Raw genomic sequence first — 16,616 nt, 5'->3', positions numbered from 1 at the left:
ATCAGGGGGGAAATGTAATGTCGATGAGCAGCCAAATAAGACACACTATTGGAAAGGAGAGCCAGTATGGCCAATAACCGCACGCCACCGAACGGTCCTAGCAAGACAGGTAATCCGTCAGGCAAAGGGCGAGATAATCAGCCACCAACGAAAGGCAAATAAAAAAAGCGACTGCATTGCAGTCGCTTTTTTATTATGGAGGCTGATTATTTGCCGATACAGAAACGGCTGAAAATCACCCCCAGCAAATCATCCGGGGTGAACTCTCCCGTAATACTCGACAGCCTATCCTGAGCCAGTCGCAATTCTTCAGCAAACAGATCAAGCGCCGGATGCGTGGTTTCGCTGTCGTGTGCGGCATGTTGCGCGGCGATATCCAGATGTTCTTCGGCTGCTTTCAATGCCAGCAAGTGACGTTCGCGCGCGAGGTAGAGGGACTCGCCTGTTTGTTGCCAGCCGATCAGACGCAGCAGTTCGCTGCGCAGTAAATCCATGCCTGCCAGTTCGGATGCCGACAGATAGATATGTGTCGCATCCGGCAAATGATCCACAGAAGGTTTGTGGCCCGACAGGTCAATCTTGTTCCAGATGCGAATGACGGGCACGCCTTGTGGGAAGCGTGCTGTGATTTGTTCGTCTTCGCGTGTGGGGCCACGAGCGGCGTCGAGCATGTGAATGACGACGTCGGCTTTTTCCACCGCGGCCCAGGTGCGCGCGATGCCGATGCGTTCCACTTCATCGCTGGCCTGTTCTTCGGTACGGATGCCGGCGGTGTCGATGATGTTGAGTGGGATGCCTTCGATCTGGATGGTTTCGATGACCTTGTCGCGTGTCGTGCCGGCAATCGGTGTGACGATAGCGATGTCATCACCTGCCAGCGCATTCAATAGCGAGGACTTGCCGACATTGGGCTGGCCGGCCAGCACGATGTTGAGCCCTTCGCGCAGCAAGGCGCCTTGTGCTGCCTGCCGGAAGACCTGCTGCAGTGCTTCGCGTATGCGCGTGAGTTGTCCACGCGCATCCGACTGTTCGAGGAAGTCGATTTCTTCTTCCGGGAAGTCGAGCGTGGCTTCGACCAGCATGCGCAGGTTGATGATCTTGTCGACCAGATCCTGAATGGTTTTCGAGAAGGCACCGGACAGCGATTGCGAGGCCGACTTGGCGGCGGCCTCGGTCGATGCTTCGATCAGATCCGCGACGGCTTCGGCTTGTGCCAGATCGAGCTTGTCGTTGAGGAAGGCACGATGCGTGAACTCGCCCGGTTGCGCCAGACGCAGACCGACGTCGGCACCGGCTTCGAGGCAGCGGGCCAGCAGCATCTGCAGCACGACCGGGCCGCCGTGGCCTTGCAGTTCCAGCACGTCTTCACCCGTGTACGAATGCGGTGCCTTGAAGTGAATTGCCAGCCCCTGATCGATCACGCTGCCATCGGCACGCAGGAAATCCAGATAGGTCGCATGGCGTGTTTGCAGCGGTTTGCCCTTGGTGGCGCAGATGGCATCGATGATGGCGGTGATGTTTTTGCCCGAGATGCGGACAACGCCGATGCCGCCGCGACCCGGAGCGGTGGCGATGGCGACGATGGGTGCAGAGTCGAAATTCATGAAGTCAAAAATTGGTTGTCGCGTTATGGAGTAACGAAAGGATAAACGATCACGGCGTAAAAAAGCCCGTGCATGCACTGGCATGGCACGGGCTTTTTGCGAAGAGCGCTGTTTTGCTCTTCAGCGTATGGATCAGGTCGTTGGTGCGCCGATTTTCTTGGTGATCGTCCATTGCTGTGCAATCGACAGCACGTTGTTGACTACCCAGTACAGCACGAGGCCGGCCGGGAAGAAGAAGAACATGAGCGAGAAGATGATCGGCATCCACATCATCAGCTTCGCCTGCACTGGATCTGGTGGCGTCGGGTTCAGCTTGGTCTGCACGAACATCGAGATCGCCATCAGGATCGGCAGGATACCGATGGTCAGATGGAAACCGAAGATGTTGTACGAACCGAACAGCGTATCCGGTGCGGCCAGATCGGCGATCCACAGCCACGGCGCGTTACGCATCTCGACGCTGGCCAGCAATACCCAGTACAGCGAAATAAAGACCGGAATCTGGATCAGAATCGGCATGCAGCCGCCAAGCGGATTGATCTTTTCCTTCTTGTACAGCTCCATCATGGCCGCGTTCATCTTTTGCGGCTCTTCCTTGTAGCGCGTACGGATTTCGGTCATTTTCGGCGTGACCAGTTTCATCTTCGCCATGCTGCGATAGCTGGCTGCGGACAGTGGGAAGAAGATCAGCTTGATCAGCACGGTCAGTGCGATGATGGTCCAGCCCCAGTTGCCGAGCACGGCATGGATATGTTCCATCGCCCAGAAGATCGGACGCGCGATGATGGTCAGCCAGCCATAATCCTTGACCAGGTCGAAGCCAGGCGCGACGGCATCCAGGCGGCTCGATTCCTGTGGACCAGAGAACAGCGTGGCGTCGAGCGACTTGCTTTGGCCTGGAGCGATCTCGCCCATCGGTACGATGGTGCCGACTGCATACAGATTGGTTGCCAGTTTCTTGGTGAAGTATTCACGTGGCAGATCGGTTTGCGGTACGAAGGCCGAGACGAAGTAATGCTGCACCATCGCGATCCAGCCATCGTTGGCTTTCTTGATGTGCTCATCCTTGCCTTTTTCGATCGAATCGAACGTCACCTTCTGGAATTTCTCGGCATTGCTGTAGACCGCCGGACCCGTGAAGGTGCTGTAGAACATCGATTCGGCCAGCTTGCCGCCATCGCGTACCAGTTGCAGGTAGATCGAAGGCGAAATCGGCGCGTTGGTGTTGTTGACGATGTCTTGCTTGATATCGATCTTGTAGTCGTTGCGCTTGAAGGTGAAGGTCTTCACCAGCTTGACGCCTTGACGTTCGGCTTCCATCACCAGTTGTACCTGGTTGCCATCACCCAGTTCACGCGCGCCGGGTACGACCTTGAATTCCGAACGGTGGTTCGGATAGTCGCCGCCCGTCAGGCCGGTCTGGCCGAGATAGGTGCGTGGTGGCGTGCTGTCGAACAGGACGACATTCTTGTCGCTGTGTTCGCTTTCCTTGTGTTGCAGCAATTCCAGGCGACGGATTTCGCCGCCGACGGTATCGATGTCAGCCTTGATCAAGTCGGTCGTGACGGTGACGATTTCACTCTTGGCGGCCGTTTGTGCGCCAGGAATGGCCTGGTTGGCAGGCACCGGGTTCGACACGGTCGGCACATCCGAATTGGCAGCCGCAGCTTGGTTTGCATTGCCTTCTGCGACGGCGGCTTGCTGCTGCTTGCCTGCGTTGCCGAAGAAGATCGAGTCCTTGCCGGTGTAACGGTTGTAGTTGTCCCACAACATCAGAAGCGAGAACGAGAAAATTACCCAGAGGACGGTACGTTTGATATCCATAAGCTCTTAATCAGTCATCAGGATTGGCGGCAACCGCAAGCAGTTGTATTGGTTGAAGACGTTTTCTTGGGTGGTACCGGATCAAAGCCGCCCGGATGCCACGGATGGCATTTGCACAGACGGCGCGACGCCAGCAGGCTCCCTTTGAGGGCGCCATGTTCCTCGATCGCTTCGGCGGCGTAACTTGAGCAGCTTGGATAAAAGCGGCAGTTTTGTCCGAGGAAGGGGCTGATGCACAATTGATAGCCGCGCACCAGTAACAGCAGAATCTTTTTCATCAGCCCGCACTCCTGCCGCTGACTGTTTGCGACGCGAACAGGCGCGTGAGTTCTTCCCGCAACAACCGTTTGAGGCCTGCGTTGGTGGCAGGCCCTTTCTTGGTATTGACGGGTTGCGACAGGCGAACGATGCAATCGATCGACGGCAGGGCCGTCTGGCGAAACAGTTCGCGCGTCACACGCTTGATCGTGTTGCGCGTCACAGCGCGGGGAGCGAGGCGTTTGGCAGCGACCACGCCCAAACGGGCGTTGGGCAGATCGGTTTGCCGCGTGTAAAGGACGAAATGGGCCGTCCGATACGCAGGGCGCAAACGAAAAACGGATGAAAATTCATCCGTTTTAACGATCCGCCGATCGCGTGCAAAGTCGAGCGAACGATCGCCGGTCACGCCATTCGCTTAAACAGCGAGGCGCTTGCGGCCTTTGGCGCGGCGTGCATTGAGCACAGCGCGGCCACCGCGGGTTGCCATGCGGACGCGGAAGCCATGAGTGCGCTTGCGGCGTACGACGGAAGGTTGGTAGGTACGTTTCATTTGTTGTCTCGCTAGTCAGCAAAAATATAAATCGGAAATCACGCGCCCCGTCGCCCTCGTACTTTGGGCAGCTGGCGCATGCGCTGGTGCCAGAGCGGCGACAACACAAAGGACCAACATCGTGGGTAGTGAACCCTGAATTAGACAGCACTTTCCGCTTGCCTGTCAATTACTTAGCACGGTTTTGGCGGGAATGCACGTAGATAAATTCGCGTTCCGCCTGTGGATAACTTTGCTTTGCGGGGGTAGAATAGGCGCTCCGTGTGGCAGCAGCCGGCAAGCGGAATCCCTTCCCTTCAGGCATGCGAATAGACCACCCAAGGGGGCCGTTTCACCCTTCGCATAATAAAGACCAAGTAGACCTTCATGGAAAATTTCTGGCAGACCTGCTCCGCCCAGCTCGAACGGGAATTGACGCCGCAGCAATATAGTGCGTGGATCAAACCGCTTGCGCCGCTCGACTATGAAGACGGTACCTTGCGCATCGCTGCGCCGAATCGGTTCAAGCTGGACTGGGTGAAAACTCAGTTCGCCAATCGCATCACCACCCTCGCCGCCGAATTCTGGGAAATGCCGATCGATGTGCAATTTGTGCTCGATCCGCGACTGGCTGGTGCACGTCGTCCGGCAGCTACCCCAGCCGCCCAGGTGCACGGCGCGCAAGGCGACGAAGTACCGGCCAACGTGCTTGAGCCGATTCCGGCCAGCCCGGCCGAAGCGACCCCGCGCCGCGATCAGAGTCGCATCAATACCGCCCTCACGTTCGAAAGTTTTGTGACCGGTAAGGCCAATCAGTTGGCACGCGCCGCAGCGATTCAGGTGGCCAACAATCCGGGCAGTTCGTACAACCCGCTGTTCTTATATGGTGGCGTTGGCCTCGGCAAAACCCACTTGATCCATGCCATCGGCAACCAGGTGTTGGCTGATAATCCAGGCACCAAGATTCGCTATATCCACGCTGAACAGTACGTTCGCGACGTAGTGACTGCTTACCAACGTAAGGGTTTTGACGACTTCAAGCGGTACTATCATTCGCTCGATTTGTTGCTCATCGATGACATCCAGTTCTTCGGTGGCAAGAGCCGCACGCAGGAAGAATTCTTCTATGCGTTCGAGGCTTTAATTGCAGCCAAGAAACAAATCATCATCACTAGCGACACCTATCCGAAGGAAATCACAGGCATGGATGACCGCCTGATTTCCCGTTTTGACTCGGGTTTGACGGTCGCCGTCGAACCACCCGAGCTTGAAATGCGTGTGGCAATTTTGCTGAAAAAGGCTGTGCAGGAAGGCGTCACCATGTCAGATGACGTGGCCTTTTTTGTGGCAAAACACCTGCGTTCCAACGTGCGTGAACTTGAAGGCGCACTGCGCAAGATTCTTGCTTACTCCCGTTTTCACGGCAAAGACATCACGATTGAAGTTGTTAAAGATGCATTGAAAGATCTGCTGTCGGTGCAGAATCGGCAGATCTCGGTCGAGAATATCCAGAAGACGGTGGCGGACTTTTTCAATATCAAGGTCGCCGATATGTACTCGAAAAAGCGGCCTGCCAACATTGCACGACCACGTCAGATTGCGATGTATCTTGCCAAGGAATTAACGCAGAAAAGTCTGCCAGAAATCGGCGAATTGTTCGGCGGTCGCGATCACACGACCGTTTTGCATGCGGTACGCAAGATCGCCGCAGATCGTGCGAAGAGCCCCGAATGCAACCATGAGTTGCACGTTCTGGAGCAGACCCTGAAGGGTTGATTTCACTGCCTACGTGCCTGTGGATAACTTTGTGGAAATCCTTGGGATAAGCAGTGGATAGACCGTGGACAACTTGCCACAGGCAGAAAATCGTTTCCGGGCGGCTTCTTGTCGGATGTTTCTGTCAAAATACAAGGCATTGTCACCTCGTCGGAAATAGTCCTCTCAAGCAGATGGGGCCAGAGAGGAAATCCAATGTGTTCTGACAAGGTTGGGCGAAGACGGAAGGCGATGTCTTCGTCGGCAAGGTAGGCATGCAGCATCAGCTTTTATCGAAAACCGCATCCGCATCTGTTTAACCATCTATCGATAAGGATCTAACTATGCAATTGGTCAAAACCCAACGAGACGCGCTACTTCGTCCGTTGCAGATTGTGAGTGGTATTGTCGAGCGTCGGCACACTTTGCCGATTCTGGCCAATATCCTCATTCGCAAGGATGGCGAACGCGTTTCTTTCCTCTCGACAGACATCGAAGTGCAGATCACGACGCACGCCGAAGTCGGTAGCGGCAACGACGTGGCCTCCACCACAGTTGCAGCGCGCAAATTGCTGGACATTCTGCGTGCCTTGCCCGATTCCGGCGACGTATCGCTGACGTTGGCTAACAAGCGCATGAGCGTGCAGTCCGGTAAATCGCGTTTCGCATTGCAAACGCTGGCCGCAGAAGAATTCCCCACCGTCGCCCAGGCAGAGCATTACAACGCCAAAGTCACGCTGCCGCAGAAAACGCTGAAGCACCTCTTTAATATGGTGCACTTCTCGATGGCGCAGCAGGACATTCGCTACTACCTCAACGGCCTGTTGCTGGTGGTCGATGGCAAGAACGTCATCGCCGTCGCAACGGACGGTCACCGTCTGGCGTTCTGCCAGGTCGAAGCCGAACAGGAATTTGCGCGCCAGGAAGTCATCATCCCGCGCAAGACAATCATCGAACTGCAACGCCTGCTGGAAGAAACCGAACAGCCGGTTGATCTGGAAATCGCCAACAATCAGGTCAAGCTGACCTTCAGCGATATCGAACTGATCTCCAAGCTGGTCGAAGGCAAGTTCCCCGACTACACGCGTGTGATCCCCAAAGGTTATAAAAACAACTTCACGATCGGTCGCGACACGCTGCTGCGCTCGCTGCAACGTGCGGCCATCATGACGTCCGACAAGTTCAAGGGCGTGCGCTGCATCATGAGCCCCGGCAGCATGAAAATCAGCTCGACCAACGCCGATCAGGAAGAGGCCGTGGAAGAGATCGAAATCGATTACGGTGGCGACAGCGTCGACATCGGTTTCAACGTCACCTATCTGCTCGACGTGCTCAATAACCTCAAGGGCGACAACATCAATATCGCCCTCGGCGATGCGAATTCGTCGGCATTGATCACCGTGCCAGAGAATCCTGACTTCAAGTACGTCGTGATGCCAATGCGCATCTGATGTTGCCCTGCCTCATCGGTGCCCGCCAGGCTTGGTTTGGAGGCTCCGATGAGGTAAAATTTGCCTTTAAAAACAGCAATTTGGCCCCATTTCAAATAGGTCGCCGAAACGCTGATTGTCCGAGGCAGACGGGGTGGAAAAAATCATCATCCCATTCCCCTTCTGTCATCACCTTTGCGGGCTGTCATCAGCACGCAGCGGCCGGGCAATTGCAGTAAGCAGCACGTTTCATTGCACGTCATTTCGCAATCAGGTGAGGTCCTCAGCCAGCCAGCGCCATCGGCGCAAAGCACGCTTTTCTCCTTCCCCGTCCAGATGACACGTCTGAATCGCCGTAAGGCATTCGAGGCGTGATTCTTCTATTGGACTGGAACGAGACAACCGCTCACCCGTTTGTGAATCATCAGTAACCGACAAGTAAAGGCAGCCATGTCCGCGATCCCGAACGAGAACGTCCCTCAGCCGCAAGCCGCGCAGTACGGTGCATCCTCCATCCAGATTCTTGAAGGTCTGGAAGCGGTGCGCAAGCGCCCGGGTATGTACATCGGCGATACATCGGACGGCACCGGTCTGCATCACTGCGTGTTCGAAGTGCTGGACAACTCGATCGACGAAGCGCTGGCAGGTCACTGCAGCGAAATCCACGTCACCATCCACTCGGACAATTCTATCTCTGTCGTTGATAACGGCCGCGGTATTCCAACCGGCGTGAAGTGGGACGACAAACACGAGCCAAAACGTAGCGCGGCTGAAATCGTCATGACCGAGCTGCACGCCGGCGGCAAGTTCGATCAAAACGCATACAAGGTTTCCGGCGGTCTGCACGGCGTTGGCGTGTCGTGTGTGAACGGCCTGTCGAAAAAACTGCAACTGACCATTCGCCGCGACGGCAAAGTGCATCAGATGGAATTTGCACGCGGCATTCCGCAGAACCGCGAAGTCGAAACCATAGACGGTCACCTCGTGTCGCCGATCAAGGTCATCGGCGAAACCGACAAGCGCGGTACCGAAGTGCATTTCTGGGCGGACGAAGAAATCTTCACGCATGTTGAATTCCATTACGACATCCTGGCCAAGCGCATTCGCGAACTGTCGTTCCTCAACAATGGCGTGCACATCAAGCTGACCGACCAACGCACCGGCAAGGAAGAAGACTTCGCCTTTGAAGGCGGCACGCGTGGCTTCGTTGAGTACATCAATAAGGCCAAGAGCGTTTTGCACCCGACCATTTTCCAAGCCGTCGGCGAGCGCATGTCCGACCAGAACACCAACATCACTGTGGACGTCTCCATGCAATGGAACGACGCCTATAACGAACAGGTGCTCTGCTTCACCAACAATATTCCGCAACGCGATGGCGGCACACACCTTACCGGTTTGCGTGCAGCGATGACGCGCGTCATCAACAAGTACATTGAAGAGAACGATCTGGCCAAGAAAGCCAAGGTCGAAGTGTCGGGTGACGATATGCGCGAAGGCCTCACTTGCGTGCTGTCCGTCAAAGTGCCAGAACCGAAATTCAGTTCGCAGACGAAAGACAAACTCGTATCGAGTGAAGTGCGTGGCCCTGTAGAAGAAATCGTTGCCAAGACATTGGCCGACTATCTGCAAGAGCGCCCGAACGACGCCAAGATCATCTGCGGCAAGATCGTCGAAGCGGCACGTGCGCGTGAAGCCGCACGCAAGGCACGCGAACTCACGCGTCGTAAAGGCGTGATGGACGGCCTTGGCCTTTCCGCCAAGCTGGCCGATTGCCAAGAAAAAGATCCGGCACTCTGCGAACTCTATATCGTCGAGGGTGACTCCGCAGGCGGCTCGGCCAAGCAAGGTCGTGATCGTAAATTCCAGGCCATCCTGCCGTTGCGCGGCAAGGTGCTCAACGTCGAAAAAGCCCGCTTCGAAAAAATGCTCTCGAGCGAACAGATCACCACGCTGATCGCCACGCTCGGTACCAGCATCGGCGCCGATGAATTCAATATCGAAAAACTGCGTTACCACCGCATCATCATCATGACCGATGCCGACGTTGACGGCGCCCACATCCGCACGCTGCTGCTCACATTGCTGTATCGCCAGATGCCGCAACTGGTCGAGCGCGGCCACGTCTACATCGCGCAGCCGCCGCTCTACAAGGTCAAGCATGGCAAGGACGAACGCTATCTGAAGGACGACCTCGAAGAGTCGATCTACATGATGCAAGTTGCCCTTAACGATGCCTCCCTGGTACCTTCTGAAGGCGCGCAGCCGATCAGCGGTGACGCATTGCAGGAACTGGTTCGCCAATACAACACCGCCAACGCCATCATCAACCGTCTCACACGCGTGATCGATGGCGCGGCACTCACCGCCATCATGACAGGCGTGACGATCGACCTCACCTCGCAGGAAGCTGCAGACCAGTCCGCAGCACGACTGCAAGCCGGCATTGAAGAGCCAAGTGTGACGGTCAATGTCGTCCACGATGAACTCGCCGACAAGTTCGGCCTGCGCATCAACCGCATGTACCACGGCAACGTCAAGGTGACCGGTTTCGACGCCGACTTCATCGCCAGCCCCGACTACACCACCCTGGCCAACGCTGCGGCCACCTTCAAAGGCCTGATCGGTCCGGGTGCCATGGTGCAACGTGGTACCGGCGACAAAGCCAAGGTCAGCGCCATCAACGACTTCCATCAGGCCATGAACTGGCTACGCAATGAAGCCGAGCGCAACGTTGGTAAACAGCGCTACAAAGGTCTGGGTGAGATGAATCCAGAACAACTGTGGGAAACAACGATGGACCCGAACGTGCGTCGTCTGCTGAAAGTGCAGATCGAAGATGCAATTGCGGCAGATCAGATTTTCACGACGTTGATGGGTGATGACGTTGAACCACGTCGTGCATTCATTGAATCGAATGCGCTGGCGGCGGGGAATATTGATATTTGATGTAAGTAGTTGTAGGTTCTCAGAATACCTGTAGGTTTGCGCAGAAGTTGAAAAATTCTTCAGTTCTGTGAAAAAGAAATTTCAAAGAAAGTGCAAAAATCTACCTAAAGTACTTTGGCATAGATAAAGGACCCTAATGGGTCCTTTTCTATTTAATAGTATCTACGACAAATTAGAATTTCTGAATTCGGAATATTGGCAGTTGAAACAAGTCGGAGCTTTTGAACGTTGAGTTGCACTTATATCTCTATGATGAAATTCGACGAAAATGCGAAGTTCTCTGTGCCACCACTACGATTTATATATCCGCATGGATTGCAAATAACTCGGCACTTCCCTATTGAATAGTCAAAAGAGTCGTGTGTATGGCCATGTATCCATACATCGACCTTGTCTGCCAACGCATCGAGATTCGAGGCAAATGCCGCAGATGATAAATCGTTGATGTACTTTGGTGAGATCGATCTAATTGATGGAGCCATGTGAGTGACAACGATAGTCTTTCCTTCAAAAGGTTCTGCGATCCGTTGCTCGAGCCAAGCCTTCTGTAGGTTATGGAGTGTGATGGTATCGCTTGGGTTCAGCAAGCGACCACCTTCCGAGCGTAATCGAATGCGTTTGTAATCCATGACACATGCTATGGAAGCAGCCATTGCGCGATCCTGATTTTCAACGCCGAACAATTTGAAGTCGGTCCAGAGTGTGGCGCCGAGTATTCGATACTTATCGAGAAAGAATTCCGCACAATTCAGAAAATGCATATTGGCTGTTGATGCACATGTGCTTCGGAGCCGTTCTTCGGCATCCTCAAGATAGAGCCCATATGCTTCGTGGTTGCCTCCGACATAAACAACAGGAATTGACGCAAAGCATTCAGCTGCCCATCTTATTGCGGCGTCACCCTGATCAATATCGCCAGCAAGCACTACCAATTCCGGTGCTGGGTCTTTCCACGAAATCTTGGGTGCGTTCTTCCGCCATACCTCGTGGTGAAGGTCCGATAAAACGAGAACTCGCATAAGACGTTATGTGCGGAGATAAAGGAGTGATCTATGTTGATGGTGAAATTACTATAGCATTTGCTTCGAAGTGCTTAAACGAATATTGCTGTTGGCTAGAAATCCAAATCTGCCATGTGCATGAGGCGCTACGATGGGTGGATTGGTGTTTGATTTGATTAACTTGCAGGCGACGATGGTCGTCAGTGCGCTCATTCTTGAACTCGCAGCTTGGCTAATTTTTCAAACGGGTAAACTAATGTGTGAAAATGTCAGTGCGAACACTGTCTGACAGTGTTCGCTTTGGCCAACAATAACCGGCCAATATCGACCACGGTAGACATTTTGATGGGATATTACTCAATGTAGCGGCGGGTGAGGCTGACCAAGAATGCTCCACTCAATGAGATACCAAGCAATCCTTCAAACACAGCAAACACTCTCATCCAGTGCAAGGGCAAGATGTCACCGTAACCGATTGTCGTAAAGGTGACACCAGAGAAATACAGTGCATCCCAGTAAGAGCCAATCGGATTAGCTTGACCGAAACTGCTAGCTCCCTGCCAGTAGATTCCAGAGAACCCGAGTATTACAACGGCAGCCCAAAGTACAATACGTGAAGGCTTAATAAAGCCGCCTGTGGCAATTACAAAAACACGACTGAACCAGCTTGGGCTTTCAGCCAGAGATCGAAGGTATTTCAGTTGAGCGGCGTCTCGCTTGCTATGCGGTATATCACTCCGATCAACTAAGAAGTTAAGGGTTTCAATCTGTTGCCTCTTCCTTTCGGACTCCACCGCGACGTCCAATGCTTGGTCAATCGCTTCGATGCCAACTACAAACTTTAAGGGCGTGAATGGCGATCTGCGTAAAAAAGCACGCTGTTGAGATGTATTCAAATGGTCAAGCTGTACTTGGCCCGCAGGAAATCTCACTTTGTGGAATTCACAATCGGAGATGCTCAAAGTTCCGAGTTCATTACCAGTCATCGTAAGTGAATCGCCAATCAAATGACTCACGGCAGTTAATGCAAAGCGGCTGTCCGTTACATTAAGGTCTGATGTCGTGAAGTTATAGAGGCACAATTCTCTTGCTTGAACTGAATTTAGGTAAACCGACATAGGGTCGTTGCGGCCCGAGATGCTCAGCTTTTCAGTGATAGCAACAACATCAAGAGAAACCTCTGTATTCTCGCTAGGATGTCCTAGAACAGAAAGAGTGCCGATGACGAGACAATCAATCAGTTTAATTTTGGAACTGTTGCGAAGATCGATGTGTTTGCAATCAAAGATAGTTTGATGAAACACAAAACTATCTTCATAAAAGCGATGTTCTTCATCAAGTTTAAGATCAACGTCTCTAAGAATCTTAAACGTGACGGGTCCATTATTGATTTCTGATTTTCCATCGATCAGACGTCTCAAAGTCTCTTCGTCAAACGTTTGGCTGTTCAGCAAATCTTTAAGATGCCCAACCTTCTTTCCATGAACTGTAGACAAAACTATCCTTCCTCGTAACAGGGCTACATTCTCTCAGGTTGGGCTAGTCTGTCCTGAGAGAGATAGCGATGATTTAGTAAGCCGTGGTAACGGCCTAGGACGTAGAACGCCAGAGAACTTGATGAACGCCTCCGTAAACTGTTCTGTTTTTTGATTAAACTTCAGCGCTGCTTCGAAATGACAATGCTGGATTAAATCCATGTTAGTTGTTTGTTCGTTGATCGTAATATTAAAGAAAAAGGCATCATAGTCCTTTGACAGAGCTAGGTAGTCCTCGGTGGATACTTGGACGGTCCAAATAACTGTCAACAGATCGAAGGCAAATGCAATAGCCGCAATTCCATCTTCATCCTCGCGAATGGACTGAATATCTGGGTCCTCTAGGCCTTCCATGTCTTCAACGGTAAACCCCTGAATTGACCTCAAGCATGCGACAGGTACATCTGACGTTGCTAGAAAACTTCGCATCTTTGGTAGTTCCAAATTTTCTAGGTATGCCATTGCTACATCCGACGCGGTCGCTTCCAACTCAGACAGCCAGTCCTCTTCAAAAGTATCTAATTGCTCAGCGGTGAACATTCTGCCGCTTTGCGGCACTATCGTTGTTGGTGCAGCGGCGGCCATTAACTCAGATTCTGTTCCAGACAACCTAAACGTGACATCGCCACGTTTGCTACGCTTGATGTTTCCATGTAGTTTTACGAGCCCCATTTCTCGAGCAGTAAATAAATTTATATCTCCCCAATCCGCCAGCGAAGGCAGTCTGCTGGAAGTTTTTAAGCGAAGCGCATCCCAAATCAAGGTAACGTACGATGGGCCACCGTCAATCGAAGAAGAGACGATGCCAACCAAATCACCATTCGTATTGACCACTGGCCCACCGCTCATCCCCCCTTTTGTATCCATCGCGACTTCAACACACGATGCAGGCATGCGTTCACCTCGACCGTGTGGAAAGACTGCAGTCACAACTCCTGAAGTCACCAATGGGGTAACTAGCGCAGCAGAATCTTGTACTGCTCCGTGTCGGTAGCCGAATGCCCACAAACGTTCCCCCACTAAGGGCAGTGCAATTTGCATTGGTGCAAGGGTCAGTGGATGGTGTGAATGGGCTTCAGAGTTTAGTGTGCAACTCAACAAAGATATATCCGAAACGATTCGACGGTCCGTTCCGAACATGCTGGGACCTGATACAGACGCCTGCTCACGGGGAAGCCAAGCACGTGCTGCATCTGGAAGAAATGTCAGCAGTACAGGGGCTTCATTCTGTGCAACGAACTCTTCTAGTACATGCGTGGCTGCTAGGACAAGTCCCGGACCAATCATGACGCCACTGCCTAAGACGATAGGCCCGACTTCGTCCAAAAAAGCCAAGGCAACAAGTGCATCCCCTGCCTCGTGCAAAGACCCCATGGAGCCAATGCCATCTTCGTCAGAGTAGACGGTGGTAACCCAAGATCTTTGTAGTGTTTCAAGCGCTGGATTATCTTCTGTAATTTGAACTGAAGGCATATGCGGTCTTTGATGTAAGCAGCGTAGGGTAATCCACTAGTAGAACATGGCTTGGTATCAATATCGAATCTAAGGCTTATCGTTTCGTTGGTTGGGGAAATTACAACAGAGATTTGCTCTGAATTCTTGTGTGCTGTACATTTATACAGTATTTCTTCTCAACATATTTTCAGGGGAATTTGCCATGTCTGTTATCGATCGGTTGCAAGGCTTTTTCTATACCGAGCCCAAACGTATTTCTATACTTGGTTCAATCATTTACGCCGTCATGATTTGCTTGTTCATCCTTGGATGTGCTGGGCAGGTGTTTACTGCAGTAAATGAAACGTTCCGGAGTATGGCGAACGATTTCACGACGTTATCTCTGGCCGTTCTATTTCCAAACTGGCCAACATGGTTTATCCCTGAAAATCCTGCAGGATTCGTTGTTGTCATTGCCTTTGCTCTGGGTGGCGCGAGCTTGGTCGCTTATGGCAATCGAGTCGATCAGCTATTACGAGCCTACTAGGATCACGATGAAGAATGTCGTTTATTTGACGGGAGCTCCGGCCACAGGTAAGTCATCGCTGTGTAAGTACCTTGCTCAAACGGTGCCGGACTTGTTGGTCCTGTCTTATAGCGCCTTGCTTCGCGATTACATCAATAAACGCCAAGGTAGTAAGTTGGATGAAGATGATATCCGCGAGCAATCAGCGCGTGCGATCACCGCAGAGGATGTGGCGGCAGTTGATCAATTGCTGATTGAGGAAGTGAATAGTAAGCGGAATAGCCACAAAATTATTATCGATAGTCATCCTGTGACAATCGAAGAGTACGGTTTCCGTATAACGCAGTTTGCTTTAGAGGAGCTGAAGCTTCTCAATCCTGATGCATTGATTTGTCTTTATGCGGCGCCTGATGTGATTCGTCAGCGAATTGAAAAGGACCCTGCTGGGAGACCGTTGCCAGCCGAGTTTGCATTGTCTACTCATGTGCAGCTACAAGCAGCCGTATGCACCCAATATGCATTGATGCTGGGGCGTACGTGTTACATGCTTGATACCGACGCGACACGTGAGCAGTTAGCAAAGAACTTCTTGTCGGCGGTAAATTGGTAGCGTGACTTTAAAAAAGTTCTGCTGTTTCACCACGGACGTGATGTGATGCCTCTTCCTTGAAGAATTCGAGTCGTGCTTGCCACTCTCTAACAGAGCTTGCACGGCAAACGTCGTGATAGAGCGCCATCAGTGCTGTATCGAGTACAACTGGAGAAGCAAGTCGCACGAATCCCTCTTTATGCAGTTTGCCTTTGAAAGCAATGCGATAAGGTTTTTCGGCTACGCATGATGCATTGTCATATTTGACGATGGAAGTAACTTGTGATGCACCGATTGGATTCAGACTAGCCAAGTTGCGTGCATAGGCGGCATCGAAAGAACCGAGATCAGTATGATCCGCCAAGGTTTTGTCGCTGTAGCAAAGAAGGGCATAGTGCGCGCGTTTTGAACCGCCACGACTGGTCACCATGGTGTATTGCGGCAGGTCAGTGACATGACCATTACGATCGTAGTAGGACAGCCAAAGCAAAATTTCAGAAGGTGCCGAGTCGATTGTTTTGGCCTGACTTTTCATCGGCGTAAAAAGAACATCGACCTCCCCATTTGGGGACATTTTCTTGGCGAGTTCTGCGGAGGTTCCCAGTGAGTTGCCGATGCCCCAGACAAAGGTGCCGTTGGAGGCGCTACGTTCGAGTTCTTTGCGGTGGATGATCGCATCTAGTGACTGACCGGCTTCAGCGCCCATTTTTGTCCAGCAAAAGACTTCGGGAATGTCGCTGAAAAAAGGAGCGGTACCGATCTCGGCAAGGACTGAGGACATGATTGGCTCTTTGCAGTTTTTTGGTTATTATACGCCAAATATGCAAAAAGTGAAAACAACATGGCAGTTAATCCTGCCCGATCTGAACGCAAAATTGGGGGGCTATAAAGAGTCCCCCAAGGCGCTTGCTGAGCAATGTGGGATTAATTATTTTGCTGCACGTCGTTTCCTGACGGAAGGCATAAAAAACAGAAATAAGAATGCGGAGAAAGTTTGCAGTTTCTTCGGAATCGAATTAGTAAAAACTGAAAAAGTGCAACCGGAGCTTCTGGAAGACTTAAAGAATTTGGTGACGTCGGTATGGGATGGATCAGTCCCACATGCGGAACTGATTGCTGAACTCATTAAAAGCACAAAGCCATTTCGGGTAACAGAACGAAAATAGCCGTATCGAATGC

Annotated in this window: 15 protein-coding genes; 6 read left to right on the top strand and 9 right to left on the bottom strand. The window is 52.3% G+C overall.

Features of this window, described 5'->3' with window-relative positions; translation table 11 throughout:
• Positions 1-206: 206 nt before the first annotated feature.
• The 5 genes from mnmE to rpmH all read right to left on the bottom strand — a co-directional run bounded on the left by mnmE (position 207) and on the right by rpmH (position 4,239).
• On the bottom strand, positions 207-1,604 hold the full coding sequence (gene mnmE / locus QZ725_RS08490) for a tRNA uridine-5-carboxymethylaminomethyl(34) synthesis GTPase MnmE (protein WP_293778472.1): 1,398 nt from the start codon (positions 1,602-1,604) through the stop codon (positions 207-209).
• 132 nt (positions 1,605-1,736) lie between these two features.
• Positions 1,737-3,428 (bottom strand): membrane protein insertase YidC, encoded by a 1,692-nt coding sequence (yidC, locus tag QZ725_RS08485; RefSeq protein WP_293778470.1) that lies wholly within the window; start codon positions 3,426-3,428, stop codon positions 1,737-1,739.
• 17 nt (positions 3,429-3,445) lie between these two features.
• Positions 3,446-3,706, bottom strand: a complete 261-nt coding sequence (gene yidD / locus QZ725_RS08480; RefSeq protein ID WP_293778468.1) for a membrane protein insertion efficiency factor YidD — start codon at positions 3,704-3,706, stop codon at positions 3,446-3,448.
• Positions 3,706-4,095, bottom strand: a complete 390-nt coding sequence (gene rnpA, locus QZ725_RS08475) for a ribonuclease P protein component (protein ID WP_293778466.1) — start codon at positions 4,093-4,095, stop codon at positions 3,706-3,708. The genes yidD and rnpA overlap by 1 nt, the downstream gene beginning before the upstream one ends.
• Positions 4,096-4,104: 9 nt before the next feature.
• The gene (gene rpmH / locus QZ725_RS08470; RefSeq protein WP_040041456.1) at positions 4,105-4,239 is read right to left on the bottom strand and encodes a 50S ribosomal protein L34; all 135 of its coding nucleotides are present in this window, start codon (positions 4,237-4,239) and stop codon (positions 4,105-4,107) included.
• A 366-nt stretch (positions 4,240-4,605) separates the two neighbouring features.
• Between rpmH and dnaA the strand changes: the two genes are divergently transcribed.
• The 3 genes from dnaA (at position 4,606) to gyrB (ending at position 10,352) form a co-directional block, all read left to right on the top strand.
• The gene (dnaA, locus tag QZ725_RS08465; RefSeq protein WP_293778463.1) at positions 4,606-5,994 is read left to right on the top strand and encodes a chromosomal replication initiator protein DnaA; all 1,389 of its coding nucleotides are present in this window, start codon (positions 4,606-4,608) and stop codon (positions 5,992-5,994) included.
• 323 nt (positions 5,995-6,317) lie between these two features.
• Complete coding sequence (gene dnaN / locus QZ725_RS08460; RefSeq protein WP_293778461.1) at positions 6,318-7,424, top strand: DNA polymerase III subunit beta; 1,107 nt, start codon at positions 6,318-6,320, stop codon at positions 7,422-7,424.
• Between the two features lie 429 nt (positions 7,425-7,853).
• Positions 7,854-10,352 (top strand): DNA topoisomerase (ATP-hydrolyzing) subunit B, encoded by a 2,499-nt coding sequence (gene gyrB, locus QZ725_RS08455; RefSeq protein ID WP_293778459.1) that lies wholly within the window; start codon positions 7,854-7,856, stop codon positions 10,350-10,352.
• A gap of 239 nt (positions 10,353-10,591) precedes the next feature.
• Here gyrB and QZ725_RS08450 read toward each other — a convergent pair whose 3' ends face one another.
• The 3 genes from QZ725_RS08450 to QZ725_RS08440 all read right to left on the bottom strand — a co-directional run bounded on the left by QZ725_RS08450 (position 10,592) and on the right by QZ725_RS08440 (position 14,361).
• Positions 10,592-11,371 (bottom strand): metallophosphoesterase, encoded by a 780-nt coding sequence (locus QZ725_RS08450; protein WP_293778456.1) that lies wholly within the window; start codon positions 11,369-11,371, stop codon positions 10,592-10,594.
• A 335-nt stretch (positions 11,372-11,706) separates the two neighbouring features.
• A complete protein-coding gene (locus QZ725_RS08445) occupies positions 11,707-12,849 on the bottom strand; it encodes a potassium channel family protein (RefSeq protein ID WP_293778453.1) in 1,143 nt (380 codons plus the stop codon).
• Between the two features lie 33 nt (positions 12,850-12,882).
• Entirely contained in the window at positions 12,883-14,361 is a 1,479-nt protein-coding gene (locus QZ725_RS08440) for a serine protease (RefSeq protein ID WP_293778451.1), read from the bottom strand.
• 184 nt (positions 14,362-14,545) lie between these two features.
• Between QZ725_RS08440 and QZ725_RS08435 the strand changes: the two genes are divergently transcribed.
• Both QZ725_RS08435 and QZ725_RS08430 read left to right on the top strand, forming a co-directional pair.
• Positions 14,546-14,869: a hypothetical protein gene (locus tag QZ725_RS08435; protein ID WP_293778448.1), complete on the top strand. Its 324-nt coding sequence runs from the start codon at positions 14,546-14,548 to the stop codon at positions 14,867-14,869.
• A gap of 7 nt (positions 14,870-14,876) precedes the next feature.
• Positions 14,877-15,458 (top strand): ATP-binding protein, encoded by a 582-nt coding sequence (locus QZ725_RS08430; protein WP_293778445.1) that lies wholly within the window; start codon positions 14,877-14,879, stop codon positions 15,456-15,458.
• A 7-nt stretch (positions 15,459-15,465) separates the two neighbouring features.
• Here QZ725_RS08430 and QZ725_RS08425 read toward each other — a convergent pair whose 3' ends face one another.
• Positions 15,466-16,218, bottom strand: coding sequence for a hypothetical protein (locus tag QZ725_RS08425; RefSeq protein ID WP_293778443.1), 753 nt, complete (start codon positions 16,216-16,218; stop codon positions 15,466-15,468).
• Here QZ725_RS08425 and QZ725_RS08420 point away from each other — a divergent pair.
• Positions 16,217-16,603 carry a hypothetical protein gene (locus QZ725_RS08420; protein WP_293778440.1) on the top strand — a complete coding sequence of 129 codons (387 nt, stop codon included), beginning with the start codon at positions 16,217-16,219 and terminating at the stop codon, positions 16,601-16,603. The genes QZ725_RS08425 and QZ725_RS08420 overlap by 2 nt on opposite strands.
• Positions 16,604-16,616: the final 13 nt, after the last annotated feature.

Origin of the sequence: uncultured Oxalicibacterium sp. (assembly GCF_913776015.1) — a bacterium.
Classification (GTDB): Bacteria; Pseudomonadota; Gammaproteobacteria; order Burkholderiales; family Burkholderiaceae_D; genus Oxalicibacterium.
This window is presented reverse-complemented; position numbering and strand designations above follow the sequence as displayed.